The sequence below is a fragment of the Pseudomonas sp. LAIL14HWK12:I7 genome (genome assembly GCF_000483465.1).
In the GTDB taxonomy this organism is placed as follows: Bacteria; Pseudomonadota; Gammaproteobacteria; order Pseudomonadales; family Pseudomonadaceae; genus Aquipseudomonas; species Aquipseudomonas kermanshahensis.
Genome location: NZ_AXYZ01000001.1, coordinates 141,981 through 166,312, shown reverse-complemented (window position 1 = coordinate 166,312; position 24,332 = coordinate 141,981). Strand labels below are relative to the sequence as shown.

Sequence of the window (24,332 nt, the reverse complement as noted above, 5' to 3'; positions counted from 1 at the left end):
CCGCAATCGATGGTGCCTGCACCGGCCTCTTCGCAGCACAAGGCTGCTCCTACAAAGGTTGGATGTTCAGCGGTAAAGATCCTCGCGGGTCCAAGGCAGGTCATGGCGACCATCGGCCTAGGGCTTCACAGCCAGGATCTGGTGCACGGGCTTTGTGCACCAGAACGTGGTGCTGCGTGACTTTGATCAAGCCCGGGAAATCACGGCAGATAATGGACGGGTGCCCAAGATCTGGGGCGCAGCTCAATTCTTTGTAGGAGCAGCCTTGTGCTGCGAAGAGGCCAGTGCAGGCACCCTCAATCGATGGTGCTTGCACCGGCCTCTTCGCAGCGCAAGGCTGCTCCTACAAAGGTTGGACGTTCAGCGGTAAAGATCCTCGCGGGTCCAAGGCAGGTCATGGTGACCATCGGCATAGGGCTTCACAGCCAAAATCTGGTGCAGGTTGATCCAGCCCTTCTCGAAGGCATAGGCACAACCGGCCAGGTACAGCCGCCAGATACGCAGCGTCTTTTCCGGCACCATGGCCGCGGCGCGGTGCAGCTGGTTCTCCAGGTTTTCGCTCCAGTGGTGCAAGGTCTTGGCGTAATGCAGACGAAGGCTTTCTACATCGACCACCTCGAGCCCTGTTTCACAGATGCTCGCACTGATCATCGACAGGTGGGGCAGCTCGCCATGGGGGAACACATAACGGTCGATGAACTCCCCTGCCCCCCGCCCTACCGGCCGGCCATCCACATGCTTGGCGGTGATGCCATGGTTCATCACCAGGCCACCTTCGCGCACGGCACCGAACAGCTTCTGGCAATACAACGGCAGGTTGGCATGCCCCACGTGTTCGAACATGCCGACACTGACCACCTTGTCGAAGCGCCCATCCTGGGGAAGGTCACGGTAGTCGAGGATCTGCAGGTCCACCTGCTCGGCCAACCCCTCCTCCTTCACCCGCTGACGGCCCAGCTTGAGTTGCTCCTTGCTCAAGGTAATGCCGAATACCTTGGCACCGTATTCGCGCGCGGCGAAGCGTGACAGGCCGCCCCAGCCACAGCCGACGTCCAGCAGGTAGTCGCCGGCCTGCAGGCGCAACTTGCGGCACAGGTGATCGAACTTGTCCTGCTGGGCCTGGGCGAGGGTGTTGTCTGGCTCACGGAAGTAGCCACAGGAGTAAGCCATGTCCGGGTCCAGCCACAGCTGGTAGAACGCGTTGGACAGGTCGTAGTGGTAGGAAATGGCTTCGGCATCGGTGTGTTTGTCATGGGCGGTACGCTGTGGAACAGCGTCCTCGTCGTCACTCAGCAGCGCCTCGCTGAGTTCGTCGCATACCCGAATGACCTCGCCGATATCGCCTTCAAGCTCCAGCTTGCCTTCAACGAAAGCCTCACCCAGCTCGTTCAAGCTCGGGTGGGTCAGCTGGCTGATCAGTTGAGGCTCCTTGATCAGGATCGTGACTTGCGGGCTGGGCCCAAGATCGAACTGGTTGCCGTCCCACAACTTCAGACGCAAAGGTAAGTGCAGGCTCTGCAACGCAGGTGGAAGTTGCGCAAGCATCAATGACCCTCCCTTCAGGTAACGGGGCGTCACGCCTCATAATTTCGGACGCCTCCGGATCAGGGTAGTTCATTGGTGCCGATTTTGGGTTTTACACGACGATGGTCTAGAACAAACAGACATGAAAGACACGCAGATTGTATACAACTTTAAACGCACAGACTAACCTTGTGCCCCTCTCGCGCTTCTTCATCCTGGAGTTGAACCCATGAAATCCTATGACGTGGTGATCATCGGCAGTGGCCCTGGCGGCTACAACGCGGCAATCCGTGCAGGCCAGCTGGGCCTGACCGTTGCCTGTGTGGAAGGCCGCTCGACCTTGGGCGGCACCTGCCTCAATGTCGGCTGCATGCCGTCCAAGGCGCTGCTGCATGCATCCGAGCTGTACGAGGCCGCCAGCGGCGAGGAGTTCGCCCACCTCGGTATCGAAGTGAAGCCCACCTTGAACCTCGCCCAGATGATGAAGCAGAAGGACGAGAGCGTTACCGGCCTGACCAAGGGCATCGAGTACCTGTTCCGCAAGAACAAGGTCGACTGGGTCAAGGGTTGGGGGCGTCTGGATGGCGTTGGCAAAGTCGTGGTCAAGGCCGAGGACGGCAGCGAAAGCACCCTTCACGCCAAGGACATCGTCATTGCCACCGGTTCCGAGCCCACGCCCCTGCCAGGCGTGACCATCGACAATCAGCGCATCATCGATTCGACCGGTGCCCTGTCCCTGCCACAGGTGCCCAAGCACCTGATCGTCATCGGCGCCGGCGTCATCGGCCTCGAGCTGGGTTCGGTATGGCGCCGCCTGGGCAGCGAAGTGACTGTCATCGAATACCTCGACCGCATCTGCCCGGGCACCGATGAAGAAACCGCCAAGACCTTGCAGAAGGCCTTGGCCAAGCAAGGCATGAGCTTCAAGCTCGGAAGCAAAGTCACCCAGGCCACCTCGTCGGCTGATGGCGTCAGCCTGACGTTGGAGCCCGCCGCCGGTGGCGACGCACAAACCTTGCAGGCCGACTACGTGCTGGTGGCCATCGGTCGCCGCCCCTACACCCAGGGCCTGAACCTGGAAAGCGTAGGCCTGGCGACCGACAAGCGCGGCATGCTGAGCAACGATCATCACCGCAGCTCGGTGCCTGGCATCTGGGTGATCGGCGATGTCACCTCAGGCCCGATGCTGGCGCACAAGGCTGAAGACGAAGCGGTGTCGTGCATCGAGCGCATCGCCGGCAAGGCCCATGAGGTCAACTACAACCTGATCCCCGGTGTCATTTATACCCGCCCCGAACTGGCCAGCGTCGGCAAGACCGAAGAACAGCTCAAGGCCGAAGGCCGCGCCTACAAGGTGGGCAAGTTCCCCTTCACCGCCAACAGCCGCGCCAAGATCAACCACGAGACCGAAGGGTTCGCCAAGGTGCTCGCCGATGCCAACACCGACGAGGTACTGGGCGTGCACCTGGTGGGTCCGAGTGTCAGTGAGATGATCGGTGAATTCTGCGTAGCCATGGAGTTCTCGGCGTCGGCAGAGGACATCGCCCTCACCTGCCACCCGCACCCGACCCGCTCCGAGGCGTTGCGCCAGGCGGCGATGAATGTGGAAGGGATGGCGATGCAGATCTGACAAAACCTCGGCCACAGGGGCCGGTGCTGGCACGGTTGATACGGAGATCAACCGTCTGGCGCCCTCCCAGGCAGATTTTTACAACCCGGATATGCTGGACGATGGAGCAGTAAACCCCCGAGTTTTCGGGACCAGTGGCAACAAGGAGGTTCACCATGTCATCCACCCCGCGTGTACGTCGTTCGCTCAGCGATATCCAGGCCGACTACGACCAAGGCAAAAAAGCAGAACTTGAGAATCTGATCCGCGCCTGGAAGGGCATCAAGGATCTTCCCGCTAACGACCCAAACTCCTTCTTCACCCTCGGCGGCCTGCATGGCGAGCCATTCCGTGACAAGGGCAAGACCGACCCCAACTGGTGGGGCGGCTACTGCCAGCACGGGACGGTGCTGTTCCCAAGCTGGCACCGCGCCTACCTCTGGCGCCTGGAAGAGGCGCTGCGCAGCATCCCCGGCTGCAAAGACGTGACCTTGCCGTTCTGGGATGAATGCAGCGATGCATCACGGGAAAACGGTATCCCGTCGGCCCTGACCCAAGAATATTTCGTGCTCGATGGCCAGAAGATCGACAACCCTCTGCGCTCCTTCGTGTTCCCGAAAGCCATCACCGACGAGGTCGAGGACACGCCGATCATCTACAGCAAGCCGGAAGGCTACGAGACGGTGCGTTACCCGCTGTCCGGTTTGGTGGGCACTGATGAAGACCGCGCGAAGACCGACGCCCATAACGCGCAATTCCCAGACCCAGAGCAGAACATCGGCTACCTCAATAGCAACATCAGTACCTGGCTGAGCGGCAAGATCAAGATCGGTGGTAGGTGGCGTGGCGAGGTGTTCACCCGCTTCGAAAACTGCCTGGACGCGCCCACCTACACCCTGTTCTCCAATACCACGTCGGCCGCCGCGAAAAACAAGGCTGACCCAGCGGGCACTCACCATGTCTCCCTGGAAGAGCCGCATAACTTCATGCACCTGGCCGTCGGCGGCTTCGACTACCCGGGGCAAGGCAACAATTCGGCGATCCCGGGTGCCAACGGCGACATGGGCGAGAACGAGACCGCCGGCCTGGACCCGATCTTCTTCTTCCACCACTGCTTCATCGACTATGTGTTCTGGACCTGGCAGCGTCGGCAAGGCGCGACTGATGAATTCAGCATCGATGCCACCGATCCCGGCGCCAGCTACTACAAGCCCGATGGCGTGCAACCGCCAGCAGGGGCAGCAGGCCTGGACCCGAATGCCATCCTGAGCCTGGACACCACGCTTGACCCGTTCGTGAAGGCCGACGGCAGCCCCTTCACCACCCGTGACTGCTTCAACATCGAAACCCAGCTGGGCTATGGCTATGGCAAAGGCTCGCTGGACGCCTACGCCCAACCCAACAAGCCGTTGCTGTTCAAGGCCGAGGCCGTGCAACCCGCTGGCAAGACCTTGCGGGTCAGCCGCATCAACCGGGGCAAGATCCGCGGTTCGTTCCTGATCAGCGCCTACGCCAAGGTCGATGGCAAGCGCGAATACCTGGGGACCCGGCCGATTCTCAGCCGCTGGCATGTCGAAGGCTGCATGAACTGCCAGACCCACCTGGAAGCCACCGCTACCTTCAAGCTGCCACTCAACGCCGACAACTCGGCGATTGATGAAGGCACAATCGAAGTGGAAGTACAGACCCGTGACACGGTGCTCAAACGGCCAGAGGGGGCCAATCTGCTCAATAGCAGCAACGCTGTAGCCGCTGACGTGCCATTCAAACTGGAAACCTACTGAGCCACCGCCGGCGCAGCATCCTAAGCCTGGCTTCGGGTGCTGCGCTCAGGCGCTTGAACGCTGCGGTCCCTACGCTCATAAGCAATGATGATTGCACCGGCGATCATCACGGGCAGATGAACAGCCGGCAGGCAAAATGCAATCAGCATCAACGGCCAACAGGTGGCGTAGCACCACACCCCATGCAGCGCCCCCTTGGCCAATGGGTTGGCGACGCTGGCGGGCCGATGGCAGCGCAAAAGGCAACGCGCCCTGAACGCGCACAACTGCCACCCCCCTGCCCCTATCAGCGCCAGCAACCCTGCTGCGAGTTGCGAGCCGGTGAAAGAAACCAGCAACAGCGCAATCATCAACAGCAGTGCACTGCCCGCCAGCCACACGCCAAAATACCCCAGCAGAAATGCCGCGACAGCGGGCGCTCGGTGGTAGGGCCTTGATTGATGCCACAGATGCGCCAATGGCCCCTGCAGCGCGGGCAGCATCATCGCGACCAACATCAACCCCACCGCACCGGTGAAGACGGCGATGTCCATGCTGGAATAATAGAGGCGCAGGTTCAGCCATCCCTCGGTCAACATCGAGGGCGAGCCGGAAATACAGAACGATTCAAGATCGTGGTGGCTGTCGTTATTGAGCGCCATCCAGATAAAAGCAACGAGGCTGGCAGCCCATAACGCGCATTTGAGCGGATCACTGCAGGTGTCGCGCACCCATGCTGGCAGGGGCGCATTAGCCTGGCGCGCCATCAGACGGCCTCCCTGTCATCGGCTAGACGGCCTGGCTCATTGCCTGTGCCGCGCTAGTGACTATAGAGCAGGTTGCTAAGGCTTGCCGGTACGCCGACTGATGGTGACAGGGACGCCTGGATGCTCCGCTGGCTGTGCCGCAGCGCTCTGCAAACAAGAGCGCCGCAGCCTGCTATCAGCTTTAGAACGTCGCGTTCTTGAGCGAGATGTGGCAGTTCTTGTAGTCGTAGTCGACCAGTGTCACGACACCGGAAACATTCGATTTTTTCCCAACGGAAAGCGCATTGACCATGCTGGTGTTGGTCGATTCAGCGTGGATATCCACGTCGCCAACGCTCAGCACTACCCGATACGCCTCGAGCCCTTGATTGATCATGGCGACTTCACCGTTAGTGGAGAAGGTCTTGCCGCGGTACAGGCTGTTTGCGCGAACCTTGTTTTCTTTCGTGACACGGCAGATTTCTGCAAGGCTTTGATCGATGGCTACTGGCGCGGTCGCCTTCTGAATTTCCTGCATTGTTTGCTCAAAATTCGCGCAACCCGAAAGGGCTACGAAAGGCAGCGCGGCGAAGAGGCAATTACGAAGAGCTTTCATGTGGACAACCTTACAGATGATTGAAGAAGTGCTTTGGCCTTGAGCACACCCTGACTGGAGAAATTTCAGACAGTTCCATACGAACCTCGCGGGCACATGCAGGCGTGGTGAATAGGCGATGGCTAGGCGTTGGGCTGACTTGCGGAAAATCGGGCACTACCTGTCAGGACGACGGCGGCAGCGAAGTAAGAAGGGGGGACAGCAGGCATCAGTCATTCCTTTGAGGCGCGTTTGAATGTGTTCAATCCCTTGAACCGGCCGAAAGTTATACCAAAAACCGTTTTATTGCGCAAAAAAGCACCAGCTCCTGCTGTTGATTACAGCGGGGCCGGTGCTTTTTAACGGTTGCCCGTCGGTTTATTCCACCGTCACCGACTTCGCCAAGTTACGCGGCTGGTCAACATCGGTGCCCTTGAGCACCGCCACGTAGTACGACAGCAACTGCAGCGGGATGGTGTACAGGATTGGCGCCAGGGCGTCAGCGATGTGCGGCACCTTGATCACGTGGGTGCCTTCGCCGTTGGTCATGCCAGCGTGCTCGTCGGCAAACACCACCAACTCACCGCCACGGGCACGCACTTCCTGCAGGTTGGACTTGAGCTTCTCCAGCAGTTCGTTGTTCGGCGCCACAGTCACGACTGGCATGTCGTTATCCACAAGTGCCAGCGGGCCGTGCTTCAGCTCGCCTGCCGGGTAGGCTTCGGCGTGGATGTAGGAGATTTCCTTGAGCTTGAGCGCGCCTTCCATCGCTACCGGGTACTGGGCGCCGCGGCCCAGGAACAGGGTGTGGTGCTTGTCGGCGAACAGCTCGGCGATCTTCTCGACAGTTGCGTCCATGGCCAGTGCCTCGCCCAGGCGGGCCGGCAGGCGACGCAATTCTTCAACCAGCTCGGCTTCGACACCGGCTTCGAGGGTGCCGCGTACCTGGCCCAGGGCCAGGGTCAGCATCATCAGCGAGACCAGCTGGGTGGTGAACGCCTTGGTCGAAGCAACGCCGATTTCCGGGCCAGCCAGGGTCAGCAGGGTCAGGTCGGATTCACGCACCAGCGAGCTGATGCCGACGTTGCAGATCGCCAGGCTGCCGAGGAAGCCCAGCTCCTTGGCGTTGCGCAGGGCAGCCAGGGTGTCGGCAGTCTCACCGGATTGCGAGATCGAGACGAACAGGGTGTCGGGCTGCACCACCACCTTGCGGTAGCGGAACTCGCTGGCGACTTCAACCTGGCAAGGGATGCCGGCCAGGCTTTCCAGCCAGTAACGGGCGACCATGCCGGCGTGGTAGCTGGTGCCGCAGGCAACGATCTGTACGTTGCGCACTTTGGCGAACAGGTCGGCGGCTTTCGGGCCAAAGGCCTGTACCAGCACGTGGTCTTTGCCCAGACGGCCTTCCAGGGTGCGCTGGACCACGCTTGGCTGCTCGTGGATTTCCTTGAGCATGAAGTGACGGTAGTTACCTTTGTCCGCTGCTTCTGCACCTTCGTGATACTGCACGGTTTCACGCTGGACCTGGTTGCCAGCCTGGTCCCAGATGCTGACCTGGTCACGGCGGATTTCAGCGATATCGCCTTCTTCCAGGTACATGAAACGATCGGTGACCTGGCGCAGGGCCAGCTGGTCCGAGGCCAGGAAGTTCTCGCCAAGGCCCAGGCCGATCACCAGCGGGCTGCCGCTGCGGGCAGCTACCAGGCGGTCTGGCTGTTTAGCGCTGATCAGGGCCAGGCCATAAGCACCGTGCAGGCGCTTCACCGCAGCCTTCAGCGCGTCGGTCAGGTCTGCAACGGTCTTGAGCGTGTGGTGGATCAGGTGGACGATGACTTCGGTATCGGTCTGCGAGGTGAACACGTAGCCGAGGCCTTTGAGCTCTTCACGCAGTTCTTCGTGGTTCTCGATGATGCCGTTGTGCACGACTGCCAATTCACTGCCCGAGAAGTGTGGGTGGGCATTGCCTTCGGTTGGCGCGCCGTGGGTAGCCCAACGCGTGTGTGCGATACCCAGCTGGCCGACGAGCGGCTCGGCGGCCACGGCAGCTTCCAACTCGCTGACCTTGCCAATCCGGCGGCGGCGCTCCAGCCCACCCTGCTGGCTGTAGACCGCCAGGCCGGCACTGTCGTACCCGCGGTACTCAAGGCGCTTGAGGCCTTCGATCAGGATGGCGGTGATATTACGTTCGGCTACGGCACCAACGATTCCACACATGTTCATTGCTCCTGGCTGATCGCGGCGCAAATCAGGTTGATGCCGCGGGCTTGAATTTGTTCGCGTGCCGCTGCGGGCAGGCGTTCGTCAGTAATGAGGGTATTCACGCTGCCCCACGGCAGCTCAAGGTTGGGGATTTTGCGCCCCACCTTGTCGGACTCGACCATCACGATCACCTCACGGGCGACCTCGGCCATGACTCGGCTCAGGCCCAGCAGCTCATTGAAGGTGGTGGTGCCCCGGTTGAGGTCGATGCCATCGGCACCGATGAACAGCTGATCGAAATCGTAGGAGCGCAGCACCTGCTCGGCAACCTGCCCCTGGAACGACTCGGAGTGCGGGTCCCAGGTACCACCGGTCATCAGCAGTACAGGCTCATGCTCGAGATCGCTGATGGCGCGGGCCACGTTCAAGGAATTGGTCATCACCACCAGGCCAGGCTGTCGGCCCAGCTCGGGAATCATCGCGGCAGTGGTGCTGCCACTGTCGATGATGATCCGCGCATGTTCGCGGATACGCCCTACCGCCGCGCGGGCAATGGCCTTCTTGTAGGCAGACACGGGCTGGGCCGGCTCACCGAGCAGCTCTTGCGGCACCGGTACCGCACCGCCATAGCGGCGTAGCAACAGGCCGTTGGTTTCCAGGGCGGCGAGGTCTTTGCGAATGGTCACTTCCGAGGTTTCGAAGCGCTTGGCCAATGCATCCACACTCACCTCCCCTTGCTCACTGAGCATGGCCAGGATGTTGTGGCGGCGTTGAGGCGTGTTACGTTTCGACATGAGTGCTTAAGTTTCGTTTCGAAAGATAATGGTTGCAATCAAAACCTAAGACGCTCGTTTCGTCAAGCAGTTGCTGCCCTGTGGATAGTTTCACCCTTGTAGGAGCGCAACTCACGCCCAAAAAAAAGCCGACTTATTCACATAAGTCGGCTTTCGATCGAACAGCTGTGTATAACTCAGCTCTTCTTAATCTTCTCCGGCCGCTTCCAGCCCGAGATGTTTCGCTGGCGCGCGCGGCCCACAGCCAGGTCGGCGGCTTCGACGGTCTGGGTGATAGTCGAACCGGCTGCCGTGGTCGCGCCGGCCTTGATTTCCACAGGCGCCACCAGTGAGTTGTTCGAACCGATGAACACGTCCTCACCCATCACGGTCTTGAACTTGTTGGCGCCATCATAGTTGCAGGTGATGGTGCCAGCGCCGATGTTGGTGCGCGCGCCGATTTCGGCGTCGCCCAGGTAGCTCAGGTGGCCTGCCTTGGCGCCTTCGCCCAAGTGAGCGTTTTTCAGCTCGACGAAGTTACCCACATGGGCCTTGGCATCCAGCACGCTGCCGGGGCGCAGGCGAGCGAACGGGCCGGCATCGCTGCCCTCGCCCATCACCGCACCTTCGATGTGGCTGTTAGCCTTGACCACCACACCCTTGCGCAGGGTGCTGTTCTTGATCACGCAGTTGGGGCCGATCTCTACGCCGTCTTCGATGACCACCTGGCCTTCTAGGATCACGTTGATGTCGATCAGCACATCGCGACCAACGGTCACTTCACCCCGTACATCGAACCGCGCCGGGTCACGCAGGGTGACGCCCTGGGCCATCAGGCGGCGGCCTGCGCGCAGCTGATAGTGGCGCTCGAGCTCGGACAGCTGGCGACGGTCGTTGGCGCCCTGCACTTCCATCGGGTCTTCAGGTTGCTCGGTGGCAACCACCAGGCCATCGGACACCGCCATGGCGATGACGTCGGTCAGGTAGTACTCGCCTTGGGCATTGTTATTCGACAAGCGGCTCATCCAGTCCGCCAGGCGCGCCGCAGGCAGGGCCAGAATGCCGGTGTTGCCTTCCTTGATCGCTTTCTGCGCGTCGCTGGCATCCTTGTGCTCAACGATGGCCGTCACCTTGCCCTGCTCGTCACGCACGATACGGCCATAGCCGGTCGGGTCTTCGAGGGTGACCGTGAGCAAGCCCAGCTGTTGATCATTGGCCTTGGCCAACAGGCGCTGCAAGGTCTCCACTTCAATCAACGGCACATCACCGTACAGCACCAGTACGGTGTCAGCGGTCAATGCTGGCAGCGCCTGGGCCACGGCATGGCCTGTACCCAGCTGCTTGTCCTGCATGACAAAGTTCAGATCGTCAGCTGCCAGGCGCTCACGCACCTGCTCGGCACCATGGCCAATGACCACGTGAATACCTTGCGGCTGGAGCTGACGCGCGCTGTGGATAACATGGCCAAGCATGGAGTTGCCGGCAACCGGGTGCAGCACCTTGGGCAGCGCCGAGCGCATGCGGGTACCTTGGCCGGCGGCGAGAATAACGATATCGAGTGACATTACTGGCTACCAATCCTGGGCGGTCAGTGAAATGACCGGGGGGAGAAATTCGGAAAAAGAAAAAGGGTAGCCGAGGCTACCCTTTTACTCAATCGCAACAGAAGTGATCAGCCCAGGGCCGATTACTTGCCTTTGCGCATTTGCTGGACGGTACGCAGCTGAGCTGCGGCCTCGGCCAGACGTGCGGCGGCGGCGCCGTAGTCGAAGTCCGCGCCTTTCAGATTCAGGGCGTTCTCGGCAGCCTTGAGGGCTTCCTGAGCCTGAGCTTCATCCAGGTCTGCAGCACGTTGCACGGTATCGGCAAGCACCTTGACCATGTTCGGCTGAACCTCGAGGAAACCACCAGAGATGTAAAACACCTCTTGGGCGCCACCCTGCTTGGTCAGCGTGATCGGACCTGGCTTCAGATTGGTGATCAGCGGCGCGTGGCCCGGAGCGATACCAAGATCACCCAGGTTACCGTGCGCAACCACCATCTCGACCAGACCGGAGAAAATCTCTCCTTCCGCGCTGACGATATCGCAATGGACTGTCATAGCCATCTGCTTGCCTCAACCTGATAGCGCCCCTTGCGGGGCGCAGGAATTACAGTTTCTTGGCTTTCTCGATCGCTTCGTCGATGCTGCCGACCATGTAGAACGCTTGTTCTGGCAGGTGGTCGTAGTCACCTTTGAGGATGCCGCTGAAGCCAGCGATGGTGTCTTTCAGAGAAACGTACTTGCCTGGCGAACCGGTGAAGACTTCGGCCACGAAGAACGGCTGCGACAGGAAGCGCTGGATCTTACGAGCGCGGGCTACCAGTTGCTTGTCGGTCTCGGACAGTTCGTCCATACCCAGGATGGCGATGATGTCTTTCAGCTCTTTGTAGCGCTGCAGAACATACTGAACGCCACGCGCGGTGTCGTAGTGCTCGTTGCCGATCACGTTCGGGTCCAGCTGGCGCGAAGTCGAGTCCAGTGGGTCGACCGCTGGGTAGATACCCAGGGAGGCGATGTCACGGGACAGAACGACGGTGGCGTCCAAGTGGGCGAAGGTGGTCGCTGGCGACGGGTCGGTCAAGTCGTCCGCAGGTACGTATACGGCCTGGACGGAGGTGATCGAACCTTCCTTGGTGGAGGTGATGCGCTCTTGCAGAACGCCCATCTCTTCAGCCAGGGTCGGCTGGTAACCTACTGCCGAAGGCATACGGCCCAGCAGTGCGGATACTTCAGTACCGGCCAGGGTGTAACGATAGATGTTGTCGACGAACAGCAGAACGTCGTTACCTTCGTCACGGAACTTCTCAGCCATGGTCAGGCCGGTCAGCGCTACGCGCAGACGGTTTCCTGGTGGCTCGTTCATCTGACCGTAGACCAGCGCTACTTTGTCGAGAACGTTGGAGTCCTTCATCTCGTGGTAGAAGTCGTTACCCTCACGAGTACGCTCACCCACACCAGCGAACACGGAGTAACCGCTGTGTTCCATGGCGATGTTACGGATCAGTTCCATCATGTTTACGGTCTTGCCGACACCGGCACCACCGAACAGACCAACTTTACCACCCTTGGCGAACGGGCAAACCAGGTCGATAACCTTGATGCCGGTTTCCAGCAGGTCGTTGCCGCCTGCCTGGTCAGCGAACGAAGGCGCTGGCTGGTGGATACCGCGACGCTCTTCTTCACCGATCGGGCCGGCTTCGTCGATCGGGTTGCCCAGTACGTCCATGATACGGCCCAGGGTGGCCTTACCAACAGGAACGGAAATGGCAGCGCCGGTGTCGACGACATCCAGACCGCGCTTCAAGCCTTCGGTCGAGCCCATCGCAATAGTACGAACCACGCCGTCGCCCAGCTGCTGCTGAACTTCGAGGGTGGTTTCCGCGCCTTGTACTTTCAGCGCGTTGTATACACTCGGCACGACGTCACGTGGGAATTCCACGTCGATGACGGCGCCGATGATTTGAACGATACGTCCGCTACTCATAGCTGGATCCTCTGAATATGTGAACCGTTAAACCGCGGCAGCGCCGCCGACGATTTCCGAGATCTCCTGGGTGATCGCAGCCTGACGCGCCTTGTTGTAGATCAACTGAAGCTCTTTGATCAAATCACCGGCGTTGTCTGTGGCGTTCTTCATGGCGATCATCCGGGCCGCTTGTTCAGCAGCGTTGTTCTCGACCACCGCCTGGTAAACCTGCGACTCCACATAACGCACCATCAAGCCGTCCAGCAGCTCTTTTGCGTCGGGTTCGTACAGGTAATCCCAGTGATGCTTGAGATCCTGATCCGGGGTTGCCACCAACGGTACCAATTGCTCGACCGTTGGCTTCTGGGTCATGGTATTGATGAACTTGTTCGAAACCACGGAGAGGCGATCGATACGGCCGTCCAGGTAGGCGTCCAGCATCACTTTGACGGAGCCGATCAGATCGTTGATCGATGGCTCTTCGCCCAGGTGGCTGATCGCGGCTACGACGTTGCCGCCAAAGATGCGGAAGAAAGTCGCACCCTTGCTGCCGATCACGCACAGGTCGATTTCCACGCCCTGTTCGCGGTTTGCGTTCATGTCCTTGACCAGGGCCTTGAACAGGTTGGTGTTCAAGCCACCGCACAGACCACGGTCACTGCTCACCACGATATAACCGGTGCGCTTAACAGGGCGCTCGATCATGAAAGGGTGGCGGTATTCCGGGTTGGCGTTGGCCAGATGACCGATCACCTGGCGGATACGCTCCGCGTAAGGACGGCTAGCAGCCATGCGCATTTGTGCCTTGCGCATTTTGCTGACCGCCACTTTCTCCATGGCGCTGGTAATTTTTTGCGTGCTTTTGATGCTCGCAATCTTACTGCGAATCTCTTTTGCGCCTGCCATGTATCACCTATCAGGTTAGCAAGCGGGGGCCTGGGCCCCCGCTGCGGCTTACCAGGTCTGGGTGGCCTTGAACTTCTCGATACCGGCTTTCAGGCCAGCGTCGATTTCGTCGTTGAAGTCACCCTTCACGTTGATCTTCGCCATCAGTTCAGCGTGATCACGGTTGAAGAAGGCGATCAGTGCTTGCTCGAAGCTACCGATCTTGGAGACTTCTACGTCAGTCAGGAAACCACGCTCAGCGGCGTACAGCGACAGGGCCATGTCCGCGATGGACATTGGCGCGTACTGCTTCTGCTTCATCAGCTCGGTAACGCGCTGACCATGCTCCAGCTGCTTGCGGGTCGCTTCGTCCAGATCGGAAGCGAACTGGGCGAATGCAGCCAGTTCACGGTACTGAGCCAGAGCGGTACGAATACCACCGGACAGCTTCTTGATGATCTTGGTCTGAGCGGCACCACCTACGCGGGATACCGAAACACCGGCGTTCACTGCAGGGCGGATGCCCGAGTTGAACATGGCCGATTCCAGGAAGATCTGACCGTCGGTGATCGAGATCACGTTGGTCGGAACGAACGCGGAAACGTCGCCAGCCTGGGTTTCGATGATCGGCAGCGCGGTCAGGGAACCGGTTTTGCCAGTCACAGCACCGTTGGTGAACTTCTCGACGTACTCTTCCGAAACGCGCGATGCACGCTCCAGCAGACGGGAGTGGAGATAGAACACGTCGCCTGGGTACGCTTCACGTCCTGGTGGACGGCGCAGCAGCAGGGAGATCTGACGGTAGGCAACGGCCTGCTTGGACAGGTCATCGTAAACGATCAGTGCGTCTTCACCGCGGTCACGGAAGAACTCGCCCATGGTGCAACCGGCGTATGGCGCCAGGAATTGCAGTGCGGCGGATTCCGAAGCACTGGCAACCACCACGATGGTGTTTTTCAGTGCGTCGTTTTCTTCCAGCTTGCGAACGATGTTGGCAACGGTGGAACGCTTCTGGCCGACAGCAACATACACACAGAAAATACCGGAGTCTTTCTGGTTGATGATGGCGTCGATGGCCATGGCGGTCTTGCCGATCTGACGGTCACCGATGATCAGCTCACGCTGGCCACGGCCGACAGGGATCATGGCGTCAACGGACTTGTAGCCAGTCTGTACAGGCTGGTCTACCGACTTACGCCAGATCACGCCTGGAGCAACTTTCTCGACCGCGTCGGTCTGAGTGTTGCCCAGCGGGCCTTTGCCGTCGATCGGGTTGCCCAGTGCGTCGACGACGCGACCCAGCAGTTCCTTACCAACCGGAACTTCCAGGATGCGGCCGGTGCACTTGGCGCTCATGCCTTCGGCGAGGGTGTCGTATGCACCCAGGATCACTGCACCAACGGAGTCTTGCTCCAGGTTCAGTGCCATACCGTAGACGCCGCCAGGGAACTCGATCATTTCGCCGTACATGACGTCGGCCAGACCGTGGATCCGCACGATACCGTCGGAAACCGAAACGACGGTACCTTCGTTACGGGCTTGGGAGCTCACATCGAGGTTGTCGATGCGGCCCTTGATGATTTCACTAATTTCGGAAGGATTGAGTTGCTGCATTGCTCTGCTGCCCCTTCAAACTCAAGATTTCAATGCTTCGGCCAGTTTCGCGATTTTGCCGCGAACAGAGCCATCGATTACCAGGTCACCAGCGCGGATGACGACGCCGCCAATCAGGCTGGCATCCTCCGACGCGTGCAGGCGCACTTCCTGGCCTAACCGTGCACTGAGAACCTTGGCGAGTTTGTCTTGCTGTTCTTGGTTCAACGCGAAGGCACTGGTGACTTCCACGTCCACGGATTTCTCTTGCTCGGCCTTGTACAGGTCGAACAGAGCGGCAATCTCCGGCAGAAGCAGGAGACGGTCGTTTTCCGCGGCAACATGAATGAAATTCTGTGCCTGTGCATTGAACTTGTCACCGCACACGTCAATGAACGTGGCGGCCTTTTCTGCGCTCGTCAGTCGCGGGGCCTTGAGCAGGCGCTGCATGGTGTCGTCTTGCGACACCGCAGCAGCCAGGCCGAGCATGGCTGACCAATTGGCCAGTTGCTGATGGGCCTGGGCATGCTCAAAGGCAGCCTTAGCGTAAGGTCGGGCCAACGTGGTCAGTTCTGCCATGATCGCCCTCGCTTAAATTTCAGCGGCCAGTTTGTTAACCAGCTCCGCATGCGCGTTTTGATCGATTGTGGCGCCAAGGATCTTTTCAGCACCGCCAACGGCCAGAGCACCCACTTGGGCACGCAGGGCGTCTTTAGCGCTGTTCAGTTCCTGTTCGATCTCGGCCAGAGCCTGAGCCTTCACACGGTCAGCTTCGACGCGGGCCTGTTCACGGGCTTCCTCGACAAGCTGAGCAGCGCGTTTCTTGCTTTGCTCAATGATTTCGGCTGCCTGTGCTTTAGCTTCACGCAGTTGCTGACCCGCTTTCTCTTGGGCCAGCTCCAGGTCGCGAGCTGCGCGGTTGGCAGCGTCCAAGCCATCGGCAATCTTCTTTTGGCGCTCTTGCAGAGCAGTGATGACCGGAGGCCATACGTACTTCATGCAGAAGAGTACAAAAATCAGGAAAGCAACGGATTGGCCAATCAGGGTTGCATTAATGTTCACGCCAACACCTCGCTCGGTCTTAATTCATACAGCAAATCAACTCGTGGTGACGAGTGATTAGCCGGCGATCTGACCAACGAACGGATTCGCGAAGGTGAAGAACAGAGCGATACCAACACCGATCATGGTTACGGCGTCGAGCAGACCGGCAACGATGAACATTTTAACCTGCAGCATCGGAACCATTTCTGGTTGACGAGCAGCGCCTTCCAGGAACTTGCCGCCCAGCAGGCCGAAACCAATGGCGGTACCCAGAGCACCCAGGCCGATCAGCAGAGCAACAGCGATAGCGGTCAGACCAACTACAGTTTCCATCTTTCCTCCCGACTTTTACGTCGTATTGGTTAGGTTTTTAGTTTGAAGCGGTAAAACAAATCGTGAGTACAGCTGCCCTTGCGGACTTTTTAAGCCCTCCCCCCGTACCGGCGAGGAAGGCTATCAGACACGCCAGGCGGTCTTAATGGTTATCTTCGTGCGCCATCGACAGGTAGACGATGGTCAGCATCATGAAGATGAAAGCTTGCAGGGTGATGATCAGGATGTGGAACACAGCCCACGCCCATTGCAGCACCACACCCAGGCCGCTCAGCCAGAGCAGGCCGGAGCCGAACATGACGGCGATCAGGATGAACACCAGCTCACCGGCGTACATGTTGCCGAACAGACGCAGGGCCAGCGAGATCGGCTTGGCGATCAGGGTGACGAATTCGAGCAGGAAGTTCACCGGGATCAGCAGGATCTGAACAAAGATGTTCTTGCTGCCGAACGGGTGCAGGGTCAGCTCACCGATGAAGCCGCCCAGGCCCTTGACCTTGATGCTGTAGAAGATGATCAGGGCGAACACGCTGAAGGCCATGGCCAGGGTCGCGTTCGGGTCGGTGGTCGACACGGCGCGGAACGGAATGTGCGGATCACCGGAGATCAGGATGGCCAGCTGAGGAATCCAGTCGACCGGTACCAGGTCGACGGCGTTCATCAGGAATACCCAGACGAAGATGGTCAGCGCCAGCGGTGCGATCACCGGGCTACGGCCGTGGAAGGAATCCTTCACGCTGCCGTTGACGAAGTCGACCATCACTTCGACGAAGTTCTGCAGACCGCCAGGTTGGCCGGAGGTCGCCTTCTTCGCCGCCATGCGGAAGATGAACAGGAAGATCAGACCCAGCGCAACGGACCAGCCCAGGGTGTCCAGGTGGAACGCCCAGAAGCCCATTGCCTTGGCTTCTGCAGCCGAATGGGCGAAGCCCCAGCTGCCGTCTGGTAGTTGACCGTAGGTCAGGTTCTGCAAGTGGTGCTGGATATAGCCCGAAGCGGTTTCTGCTGCCATGGTTGCCTCAAACGCCCTAAGGTCTCGAAAGTCTTTTATTCATTAGCAGTGGCGCGAACCAGCTGACCATTAGGGTCAGCAGGAAGACGCCGAATACTGCTAACGGCGCCAATGGCTTCACTCCTGCGAAGGTCAGTGCAAACAGCACTGCCGTCAAAATCATTTTGCCTGCCTCGCCAGCGTAGAACGACTTGACGATGGCCTGCGCTGCCCGGGCTCCGCTGAAGCGAAATGCCTTCCAGGCGAAATACACATTGGGTAGCCAGGCAATCAAACCTCCGCAGAGACCTGAATATCCACTGACCGCCCCTTTCCACTGCCACAACACCAACGTTGCCAACAGCAGTACAACACATTGAGTCAGCAGTACCGGAAAAACCGCCCAGCGATGGAAAGGCAAGCGGTTTGGCGTGCGTATTTCCATCACAACTGCTCCTCGGAAGTCGACCAACAAGTCAGCTATGACTTGGCATAATTTGTGCCGACAAAATGCGCGCAGAGTATAGGGGTGGATTAACCCCTATTCAACTCTTCGTAGTGATTTCCGACTGCGCGCTACAACAGGAATTGTTTCAGCGGATGTGAGCAAGGACGCCTTGCAACTCGTCAAGCGAGTTATAGCGAATAACCAACTGGCCCTTGCCCTTGTTGCCATGACGGATCTGTACGGCAGAGCCCAGGCGCTCTGCGAGCCGCTGTTCAAGGCGTGCGATATCCGGATCAGGTTTGCTCGGTTCGACCGGATCAGGCTTGTCGCTGAGCCACTGACGCACCAGTGCCTCGGTTTGGCGCACGGTGAGGCCACGTGCGACAACATGACGCGCCCCCTCTTCCTGACGATGCTCTTCAAGACCGAGCAAAGCGCGCGCATGACCCATCTCCAGGTCTCCATGGGCGAGCATGGTCTTGATCGCTTCAGGCAGGGTGATCAGGCGCAGCAGGTTGGCCACGGTAACCCGCGACTTGCCCACGGCATCCGCTACCTGCTGCTGGGTCAGTTCGAACTCCTGCTGCAGGCGCTGCAGCGCGAGGGCCTCTTCCAGGGGGTTGAGGTCTTCGCGCTGGATGTTTTCGATCAGCGCCATGGCGATGGCCGTTTCGTCCGGCACTTCGCGGACCATGGCCGGCACGGTGTCCAGGCCAGCCTGCTGGGTGGCGCGCCAACGGCGCTCACCGGCGATGATCTCGTAGCGGTTGTCGGCAATCGGGCGAACCACGATCGGCTGCATCACGCCATGGGTGCGGATCGAATGCGCGAGTTCTTCCAGCGCCACCGGGTCCATGTCGCGACGTGGCTGGTACTTGCCACGTTGAATCAGCTCGACCGGCAGGTGTTGCAGTTCTTTCTGGTCGATCTTGACAGCCTGCTCTTCGAGCGCGCTGACGGAAGGACCACTGAGCAGTGCATCCAACCCACGTCCGAGACCCCGTTTCTTAACGGCCATACGGATTCCTTAAGTTGTTTGTGCAGTGCGGGATGGACGGCGCTGACGGCGTACCAGTTCCCCAGCCAGGGCCAGATAAGCCAGCGCGCCACGCGATTGCTTGTCGTAGGCCAGGGCCGGCATGCCGAAGCTTGGGGCCTCGGCCAGGCGAATGTTGCGCGGGATGACCGTGTCGTACAGCTGCTCGCCGAAGTGTTCCTTGAGCTGGGCCGAAACATCGTTGTTCAGGCTCAGGCGCGGGTCGAACATGGTCCGCAACAGGCCTTCGATCTTCAGCTCCGGGTTCAACCGGGCGGCGATGCGCTTGATGTTATCCACAAGGTCACTGAGACCTTCCAGTGCGTAGTACTCGCACTGCATGGGGATGATGACGCCATCGGAGGCCACCAACGCGTTCAGCGTCAGCATCGACAACGACGGCGGACAGTCGATGAGAATGAAGTCGTAGTTCTCGCGGATCGGCGCCAGGGCGTTGCGCAGGCGGCTTTCCTTGACCTGCATTTCCAGCAGCACCACTTCGGCGGCGGTCAGGTCACGGTTGGCCGGCAACAGCTGGAAACCACCGTGCTCGGAGTAATGCATGGCCTGAGCCAGGTCGCATTCCCCGATCAGCAGGTCGTATACCGAGTGCTCGAGCTCGTGCTTGTCGACACCGCTGCCCATGGTGGCGTTGCCTTGCGGATCGAGGTCGATCAGCAGCACACGACGTTTGGTCGCGGCCAGCGAAGCGGCGAGATTGATACAGGTGGTGGTCTTGCCCACACCACCTTTCTGGTTCGCGATTGCGAATACCTTAGCCATTGATGCGCGTGTTCCCAGTCATGCCTTGCGGCGCAGTATCAGCAGATGGCGCTGGCCCTGGCAACCCGGAACGGTCAGGGCCTGCTCGCTTTCCACTGTGAAGTCTGCGGGCAATGCTACCAGTTCATCGGAAGGATGCAGCCCCTTCATTGCAAGCCATTGCGTCCCGGTGTCGCCCAGATGGCGGGTCCAGTTGGTGAAGTTCTCCATGCTGCTGAAGGCACGAGAGATGATTCCGCTGAACGGTTGCGCCGGTTTGAATGCTTCGACCCGGCTGTGGATAACCTGCAGGTTGTCCAGCTTGAGTTCCATTTTGACCTGGGTCAGGAAGCGGGTCTTCTTGCCATTGCTGTCCAGAACCGTCACTTGCTTGTGCGGGTGCAGGATAGCCAAGGGTATGCCTGGCATGCCACCCCCACTGCCGACATCCAGCCAGTTATCGCGCTCGCTGTGGATAAACGACATGACGCTGAGGCTGTCGAGCAGATGCCGCGAAACCATCTCGTCCGGATCACGCACGGCAGTCAGGTTGTAGGCCTTGTTCCATTTGATCAACAGGGCCAGGTAGCCCAGCAGCATCTCGTGCTGCTGGGCGCTCAGCTCGATGCCGAGCTGGCGCGCGCCTGTGGACAATTCTTCGGCGTGTTGCGGGGTGACCAGGGCACTCAAGCGCTTTGCTCCAATTCGCGGCCAGCGCCGCGTTTTTTCAGATGAATCAGCAGCAGCGAAATGGCCGCTGGTGTCACACCAGGGATACGCGAAGCCTGGCCCAACGTCTCGGGACGGGTCTGGCCAAGCTTGCCCTGGATTTCCTTCGACAGGCCAGAAATCGTGGTGTAGTCGATATCCACAGGCAGGCGGGTGTCTTCGCTGGCGCGCAGCCGAGCGATTTCGTCCTGCTGGCGGTCGATGTAGCCCGCGTACTTGGTCTTGATCTCGACCTGCTCGGCAACCTGTGGATCAATTTCATCACCACCGGTGGCCTCGATCAGGCCGGCGTAGTCGATTTCCGGCCGCGCCAACAGGTTGAGCAGGCTGTATTCGTGGCTCAACGGCGTGCCGAACTTATCCACAACTGCCTGGCCCTGCGGCGTATTCGGGCGAACCCAAGTCGACTTCAGGCGCTGTTCCTCACGCTCGATGCCATCACGCTTGGCGCAGAACGCGGCCCAACGCTGGTCATCGATCAGGCCCAGTTCGCGGCCTTTTTCGGTCAGGCGCAGGTCGGCGTTGTCTTCGCGCAGGATCAGCCGGTACTCGGCACGCGAGGTGAACATGCGGTACGGCTCCTGGGTACCCAGGGTGATCAGGTCGTCGACCAGTACGCCGATGTACGCCTCGTCGCGGCGCGGGCACCAGCTTTCGCGGCCTTGCGCACGCAGTGCAGCGTTGGTACCGGCCAACAGGCCTTGTGCACCGGCTTCTTCGTAACCGGTGGTGCCGTTGATCTGGCCAGCGAAGAACAGGCCGCCGATGACTTTTGTCTCGAGGCTGTACTTCAGGTCACGCGGGTCGAAGTAGTCGTACTCGATGGCGTAGCCCGGGCGCACGATGTGGGCGTTTTCCATGCCGCGAATCGAGCGCACCAGCTCCAGCTGCACGTCGAACGGCAGCGACGTCGAGATGCCGTTGGGGTACAGCTCATGGGTGTTCAGGCCTTCCGGCTCGATGAATACCTGGTGGCTTTCCTTGTCGGCAAAACGGTGGATCTTGTCTTCGATCGATGGGCAGTAGCGCGGGCCAACACCTTCGATCACACCCGAGTACATCGGCGAACGGTCGAGGTTCGACGCGATGATTTCGTGGGTGCGGGCGTTGGTGTGGGTAATCCAGCAGCTCACCTGGCGCGGATGCATCTGCGCGTTGCCCATGAACGACATGACCGGGATCGGCGTATCGCCCGGTTGCTCGGTCATGACCGAGAAGTCTACCGACCGGCCATCGATACGCGGCGGGGTACCGGTTTTCAAACGGCCTACGCGCAGCGGCAGTTCACGCATGCGGTGCGCCAGGGCAATCGAAGGCGGATCGCCGGCGCGACCGCCGGAATGGTTTTGCAAACCGATGTGGATAAGGCCACCGAGGAAGGTCCCGGTCGTCAGCACCACGGCGTCGGCGAAGAAGCGCAGGCCCATCTGGGTCACCACGCCTTTGACTTGGTCCTGTTCGACGATCAGGTCGTCGCAGGACTGCTGGAATATCCACAGGTTTGGCTGGTTTTCCAGGATTTCGCGAACCACAGCCTTGTAAATGGCGCGGTCAGCTTGCGCTCGGGTGGCGCGTACGGCCGGGCCTTTGCGGTTGTTCAAAACGCGGAACTGGATGCCGCTCTTGTCGGTGGCCAATGCCATGGCACCGCCGAGCGCATCGATCTCTTTGACCAGATGGCTTTTGCCAATACCGCCAATCGCGGGGTTGCAGCTCATGTGACCGAGGGTTTCCACGTTATGGGTCAGCAGCAGGGTTTTCACACCCATGCGTGCAGACGCAAGCGCAGCCTCGGTACCGGCATGGCCGCCGCCGATGACGATCACTTCAAAACGGGAAGGGAAATCCACCACGCACCTCGTGCCTGTTTTTGCGAATAGAGAAGGTAAGCGGACAAGTATAGGGACTTACCCCCTTGCAAAGGAACCGCTTGCGCAAAATTTGATCAGGCTGTGGATGAGTGGCAGACAACAAAAACAACGAAGAGAGATTTAAAAAAGCTTTGTTTTTATGTTTATTCTTATGCACACACCTTTCTGTGGATAAGGTTACACAGCCCTTACGCTGCGCTGTGTACAGAGAAATTAAACCCTGTTATCCAAGTGCCATAAGGCCTCTGGATAACGTCCTTTAGCCTGTGGATTAAAGTGCTACTTATGCACAAGCGGGTTTTTCCTCAAGAAAAAGAGGGGGTTATCAAGAGAGCTGATGGAGGGTTTTCCACAGGGTACAGGCGAGTGTTTTGGCTGCTGTGGATGAAATAAAACCGGAAGTCGAGCCGTGCTTTTGCTATCTACAGCCCCTTGCTAACCAATCGCCGGGCAAAAAAAAGCCGCTCCCGAAGGAGCGGCCTGGTGTTGCGAGTGCCTTTTGAAGGCCTGTGGATTACTTACCGATGCAGAAACTGGAGAAGATGCGCCCCAACAGGTCATCCGAGCTGAACGCCCCTGTGATCTCTCCCAGGGCCTGCTGAGCCTGTCGCAGGTCCTCAGCCAGCAGCTCACCGGCCCCCGCCAGGGTCAATTGCGCGCGGCCATGCTCCAGGTGATCGCTGGCCTGGCGCAGAGCATCGAGGTGGCGCCGGCGGGCGCTGAAACCGCTCTCGGCGGTCTGTTCATAACCCATGCAGGCCTTGAGGTGGTCGCGCAGCAACTGCAAGCCACTGTCGTCGTCCTTGGCGCTGAGGGTGATGGTCACATGGCCGTCGTCACACTGTTCCAGGCCCACGGCCTCACCACTGAGGTCAGCCTTGTTGCGGATCAGGGTGACTTTGCCAGGGTCTGGCCGCTGATCGAGGAACTCCGGCCAGAGGGCAAACGGGTCTGCGGCTTCCGGGGCTGTGGAATCCACCACCAGCAATACACGATCCGCTTCGCCAATAGCCTTGAGCGCCCGCTCGACGCCGATTTTTTCCACATGGTCATCGGTATCACGCAGGCCTGCAGTGTCGACCACATGCAACGGCATGCCATCGATGTGGATATGTTCACGCAGGATGTCGCGGGTGGTGCCGGCGATGTCGGTGACGATAGCGGCTTCGCGGCCCGCAAGGCGGTTCAGCAGGCTGGATTTACCCGCATTCGGACGGCCGGCAATAACTACGGTCATGCCATCGCGCAGCAAAGCGCCCTGCCCGGCTTCGCGTTGCACTGTGGACAACTCGCCACGCACCGCGTCCAGCATCGACAGCACGTGGCCATCGGCGAGGAAGTCGATCTCCTCCTCAGGAAAGTCGATCGCCGCTTCGACATAGATCCGCAAGGCGATCAGCGCCTCGGTAAGGCTGTGCACACGCTTGGAGAACTCACCTTGTAGCGAACGCAAGGCATTGCGCGCGGCCTGGCTGGAGCTGGCCTCGATAAGGTCGGCGATCGCCTCGGCTTGCGCCAGGTCGAGCTTGTCGTTGAGAAACGCACGCTCGCTGAACTCACCGGGCCGGGCCAGGCGGCAACCAAGTTGTACACAGCGTTGCAGCAGCATGTCGAGGACCACCGGCCCACCATGCCCCTGCAGCTCGAGCACATCCTCACCGGTGAACGAGTTCGGCCCCGGGAAGTACAACGCGATGCCTTCGTCCAGGACCAGGCCCTGGTCATCACGGAAGGGCCCGTAATGCGCATGGCGAGGCGTCAGGGTGCGGCCGGTGATGAGCTGGCCTGCCTTGGCCGCCAGAGGGCCAGACAAGCGGACAATGCCCACGCCACCGCGGCCTTGGGCGGTAGCGATGGCAGCGATGGTCTCACGCACAGTGTTCATGCTCGAAAGCCTCTACGACAAAAACGACAGATAGCAA

The 24,332-nt window shown here is 59.7% G+C and carries 22 protein-coding genes; 2 read left to right on the top strand and 20 right to left on the bottom strand.

From position 1 onward, the window contains the following. Nucleotides 1-360 precede the first annotated feature (360 nt). Nucleotides 361-1,545, bottom strand: a complete 1,185-nt coding sequence (gene cfaB, locus D886_RS0100800) for a C17 cyclopropane fatty acid synthase CfaB (protein ID WP_027592085.1) — start codon at nt 1,543-1,545, stop codon at nt 361-363. Nucleotides 1,546-1,753: 208 nt separating this feature from the next. Here cfaB and lpdA point away from each other — a divergent pair, with 208 nt between their 5' ends. Continuing rightward, a complete protein-coding gene (lpdA, locus tag D886_RS0100795) occupies nt 1,754-3,154 on the top strand; it encodes a dihydrolipoyl dehydrogenase (RefSeq protein ID WP_027592084.1) in 1,401 nt (466 codons plus the stop codon). A gap of 155 nt (nt 3,155-3,309) precedes the next feature. After that, entirely contained in the window at nt 3,310-4,917 is a 1,608-nt protein-coding gene (locus D886_RS0100790) for a tyrosinase family protein (RefSeq protein WP_027592083.1), read from the top strand. A gap of 20 nt (nt 4,918-4,937) precedes the next feature. On the opposite strand, the gene D886_RS27385 is transcribed toward D886_RS0100790, so the two are convergent. The 19 genes from D886_RS27385 to mnmE all read right to left on the bottom strand — a co-directional run bounded on the left by D886_RS27385 (nt 4,938) and on the right by mnmE (nt 24,295). Beyond that, the gene (locus D886_RS27385; RefSeq protein WP_050580709.1) at nt 4,938-5,663 is read right to left on the bottom strand and encodes a DUF2182 domain-containing protein; all 726 of its coding nucleotides are present in this window, start codon (nt 5,661-5,663) and stop codon (nt 4,938-4,940) included. A gap of 181 nt (nt 5,664-5,844) precedes the next feature. Continuing rightward, nucleotides 5,845-6,258, bottom strand: a complete 414-nt coding sequence (locus D886_RS0100780; RefSeq protein ID WP_081717437.1) for a hypothetical protein — start codon at nt 6,256-6,258, stop codon at nt 5,845-5,847. Between the two features lie 357 nt (nt 6,259-6,615). After that, nucleotides 6,616-8,451: a glutamine--fructose-6-phosphate transaminase (isomerizing) gene (gene glmS / locus D886_RS0100775; protein WP_027592081.1), complete on the bottom strand. Its 1,836-nt coding sequence runs from the start codon at nt 8,449-8,451 to the stop codon at nt 6,616-6,618. 2 nt (nt 8,452-8,453) lie between these two features. Continuing rightward, complete coding sequence (locus D886_RS0100770; RefSeq protein WP_027592080.1) at nt 8,454-9,230, bottom strand: DeoR/GlpR family DNA-binding transcription regulator; 777 nt, start codon at nt 9,228-9,230, stop codon at nt 8,454-8,456. Nucleotides 9,231-9,406: 176 nt separating this feature from the next. After that, nucleotides 9,407-10,774, bottom strand: coding sequence for a bifunctional UDP-N-acetylglucosamine diphosphorylase/glucosamine-1-phosphate N-acetyltransferase GlmU (glmU, locus tag D886_RS0100765; RefSeq protein WP_027592079.1), 1,368 nt, complete (start codon nt 10,772-10,774; stop codon nt 9,407-9,409). Between the two features lie 122 nt (nt 10,775-10,896). Then, nucleotides 10,897-11,316, bottom strand: coding sequence for a F0F1 ATP synthase subunit epsilon (locus D886_RS0100760; RefSeq protein WP_016489909.1), 420 nt, complete (start codon nt 11,314-11,316; stop codon nt 10,897-10,899). 43 nt (nt 11,317-11,359) lie between these two features. Beyond that, on the bottom strand, nt 11,360-12,736 hold the full coding sequence (gene atpD, locus D886_RS0100755; RefSeq protein WP_016489910.1) for a F0F1 ATP synthase subunit beta: 1,377 nt from the start codon (nt 12,734-12,736) through the stop codon (nt 11,360-11,362). Nucleotides 12,737-12,763: 27 nt separating this feature from the next. Then, nucleotides 12,764-13,624, bottom strand: a complete 861-nt coding sequence (gene atpG / locus D886_RS0100750) for a F0F1 ATP synthase subunit gamma (RefSeq protein ID WP_016489911.1) — start codon at nt 13,622-13,624, stop codon at nt 12,764-12,766. A 48-nt stretch (nt 13,625-13,672) separates the two neighbouring features. After that, nucleotides 13,673-15,217: a F0F1 ATP synthase subunit alpha gene (gene atpA, locus D886_RS0100745; RefSeq protein WP_027592078.1), complete on the bottom strand. Its 1,545-nt coding sequence runs from the start codon at nt 15,215-15,217 to the stop codon at nt 13,673-13,675. A gap of 21 nt (nt 15,218-15,238) precedes the next feature. After that, a complete protein-coding gene (locus D886_RS0100740; RefSeq protein ID WP_003253191.1) occupies nt 15,239-15,775 on the bottom strand; it encodes a F0F1 ATP synthase subunit delta in 537 nt (178 codons plus the stop codon). Nucleotides 15,776-15,787: 12 nt separating this feature from the next. Then, on the bottom strand, nt 15,788-16,258 hold the full coding sequence (locus tag D886_RS0100735; protein ID WP_003253189.1) for a F0F1 ATP synthase subunit B: 471 nt from the start codon (nt 16,256-16,258) through the stop codon (nt 15,788-15,790). Nucleotides 16,259-16,315: 57 nt separating this feature from the next. Continuing rightward, a complete protein-coding gene (gene atpE / locus D886_RS0100730) occupies nt 16,316-16,573 on the bottom strand; it encodes a F0F1 ATP synthase subunit C (RefSeq protein WP_003097235.1) in 258 nt (85 codons plus the stop codon). A gap of 142 nt (nt 16,574-16,715) precedes the next feature. Further along, on the bottom strand, nt 16,716-17,585 hold the full coding sequence (atpB, locus tag D886_RS0100725; protein ID WP_016489912.1) for a F0F1 ATP synthase subunit A: 870 nt from the start codon (nt 17,583-17,585) through the stop codon (nt 16,716-16,718). Between the two features lie 16 nt (nt 17,586-17,601). Next, nucleotides 17,602-18,009: a F0F1 ATP synthase subunit I gene (locus D886_RS0100720; RefSeq protein ID WP_027592077.1), complete on the bottom strand. Its 408-nt coding sequence runs from the start codon at nt 18,007-18,009 to the stop codon at nt 17,602-17,604. Between the two features lie 148 nt (nt 18,010-18,157). Beyond that, on the bottom strand, nt 18,158-19,030 hold the full coding sequence (locus D886_RS0100715) for a ParB/RepB/Spo0J family partition protein (RefSeq protein WP_027592076.1): 873 nt from the start codon (nt 19,028-19,030) through the stop codon (nt 18,158-18,160). 9 nt (nt 19,031-19,039) lie between these two features. Continuing rightward, nucleotides 19,040-19,831 (bottom strand): ParA family protein, encoded by a 792-nt coding sequence (locus tag D886_RS0100710; protein ID WP_027592075.1) that lies wholly within the window; start codon nt 19,829-19,831, stop codon nt 19,040-19,042. A gap of 18 nt (nt 19,832-19,849) precedes the next feature. After that, the gene (rsmG, locus tag D886_RS0100705) at nt 19,850-20,500 is read right to left on the bottom strand and encodes a 16S rRNA (guanine(527)-N(7))-methyltransferase RsmG (protein ID WP_027592074.1); all 651 of its coding nucleotides are present in this window, start codon (nt 20,498-20,500) and stop codon (nt 19,850-19,852) included. Beyond that, nucleotides 20,497-22,389, bottom strand: coding sequence for a tRNA uridine-5-carboxymethylaminomethyl(34) synthesis enzyme MnmG (mnmG, locus tag D886_RS0100700; RefSeq protein ID WP_027592073.1), 1,893 nt, complete (start codon nt 22,387-22,389; stop codon nt 20,497-20,499). Before mnmG ends, rsmG begins: the two co-directional genes overlap by 4 nt. A gap of 535 nt (nt 22,390-22,924) precedes the next feature. Beyond that, the gene (gene mnmE, locus D886_RS0100695; RefSeq protein WP_027592072.1) at nt 22,925-24,295 is read right to left on the bottom strand and encodes a tRNA uridine-5-carboxymethylaminomethyl(34) synthesis GTPase MnmE; all 1,371 of its coding nucleotides are present in this window, start codon (nt 24,293-24,295) and stop codon (nt 22,925-22,927) included. Nucleotides 24,296-24,332 lie beyond the last annotated feature (37 nt).

Bases quoted from the DNA above. Each gene is read 5' to 3' on its own strand.
- cfaB (WP_027592085.1), bottom strand. From the start codon at position 1,545: ATGCTTGCGCAACTTCCACCTGCGTTGCAGAGCCTGCACTTACCTTTG.
- lpdA (WP_027592084.1), top strand. From the start codon at position 1,754: ATGAAATCCTATGACGTGGTGATCATCGGCAGTGGCCCTGGCGGCTAC.
- D886_RS0100790 (WP_027592083.1), top strand. From the start codon at position 3,310: ATGTCATCCACCCCGCGTGTACGTCGTTCGCTCAGCGATATCCAGGCC.
- D886_RS27385 (WP_050580709.1), bottom strand. From the start codon at position 5,663: ATGGCGCGCCAGGCTAATGCGCCCCTGCCAGCATGGGTGCGCGACACC.
- D886_RS0100780 (WP_081717437.1), bottom strand. From the start codon at position 6,258: ATGAAAGCTCTTCGTAATTGCCTCTTCGCCGCGCTGCCTTTCGTAGCC.
- glmS (WP_027592081.1), bottom strand. From the start codon at position 8,451: ATGTGTGGAATCGTTGGTGCCGTAGCCGAACGTAATATCACCGCCATC.
- D886_RS0100770 (WP_027592080.1), bottom strand. From the start codon at position 9,230: ATGTCGAAACGTAACACGCCTCAACGCCGCCACAACATCCTGGCCATG.
- glmU (WP_027592079.1), bottom strand. From the start codon at position 10,774: ATGTCACTCGATATCGTTATTCTCGCCGCCGGCCAAGGTACCCGCATG.
- D886_RS0100760 (WP_016489909.1), bottom strand. From the start codon at position 11,316: ATGGCTATGACAGTCCATTGCGATATCGTCAGCGCGGAAGGAGAGATT.
- atpD (WP_016489910.1), bottom strand. From the start codon at position 12,736: ATGAGTAGCGGACGTATCGTTCAAATCATCGGCGCCGTCATCGACGTG.
- atpG (WP_016489911.1), bottom strand. From the start codon at position 13,624: ATGGCAGGCGCAAAAGAGATTCGCAGTAAGATTGCGAGCATCAAAAGC.
- atpA (WP_027592078.1), bottom strand. From the start codon at position 15,217: ATGCAGCAACTCAATCCTTCCGAAATTAGTGAAATCATCAAGGGCCGC.
- D886_RS0100740 (WP_003253191.1), bottom strand. From the start codon at position 15,775: ATGGCAGAACTGACCACGTTGGCCCGACCTTACGCTAAGGCTGCCTTT.
- atpE (WP_003097235.1), bottom strand. From the start codon at position 16,573: ATGGAAACTGTAGTTGGTCTGACCGCTATCGCTGTTGCTCTGCTGATC.
- atpB (WP_016489912.1), bottom strand. From the start codon at position 17,585: ATGGCAGCAGAAACCGCTTCGGGCTATATCCAGCACCACTTGCAGAAC.
- D886_RS0100720 (WP_027592077.1), bottom strand. From the start codon at position 18,009: ATGGAAATACGCACGCCAAACCGCTTGCCTTTCCATCGCTGGGCGGTT.
- D886_RS0100715 (WP_027592076.1), bottom strand. From the start codon at position 19,030: ATGGCCGTTAAGAAACGGGGTCTCGGACGTGGGTTGGATGCACTGCTC.
- D886_RS0100710 (WP_027592075.1), bottom strand. From the start codon at position 19,831: ATGGCTAAGGTATTCGCAATCGCGAACCAGAAAGGTGGTGTGGGCAAG.
- mnmE (WP_027592072.1), bottom strand. From the start codon at position 24,295: ATGAACACTGTGCGTGAGACCATCGCTGCCATCGCTACCGCCCAAGGC.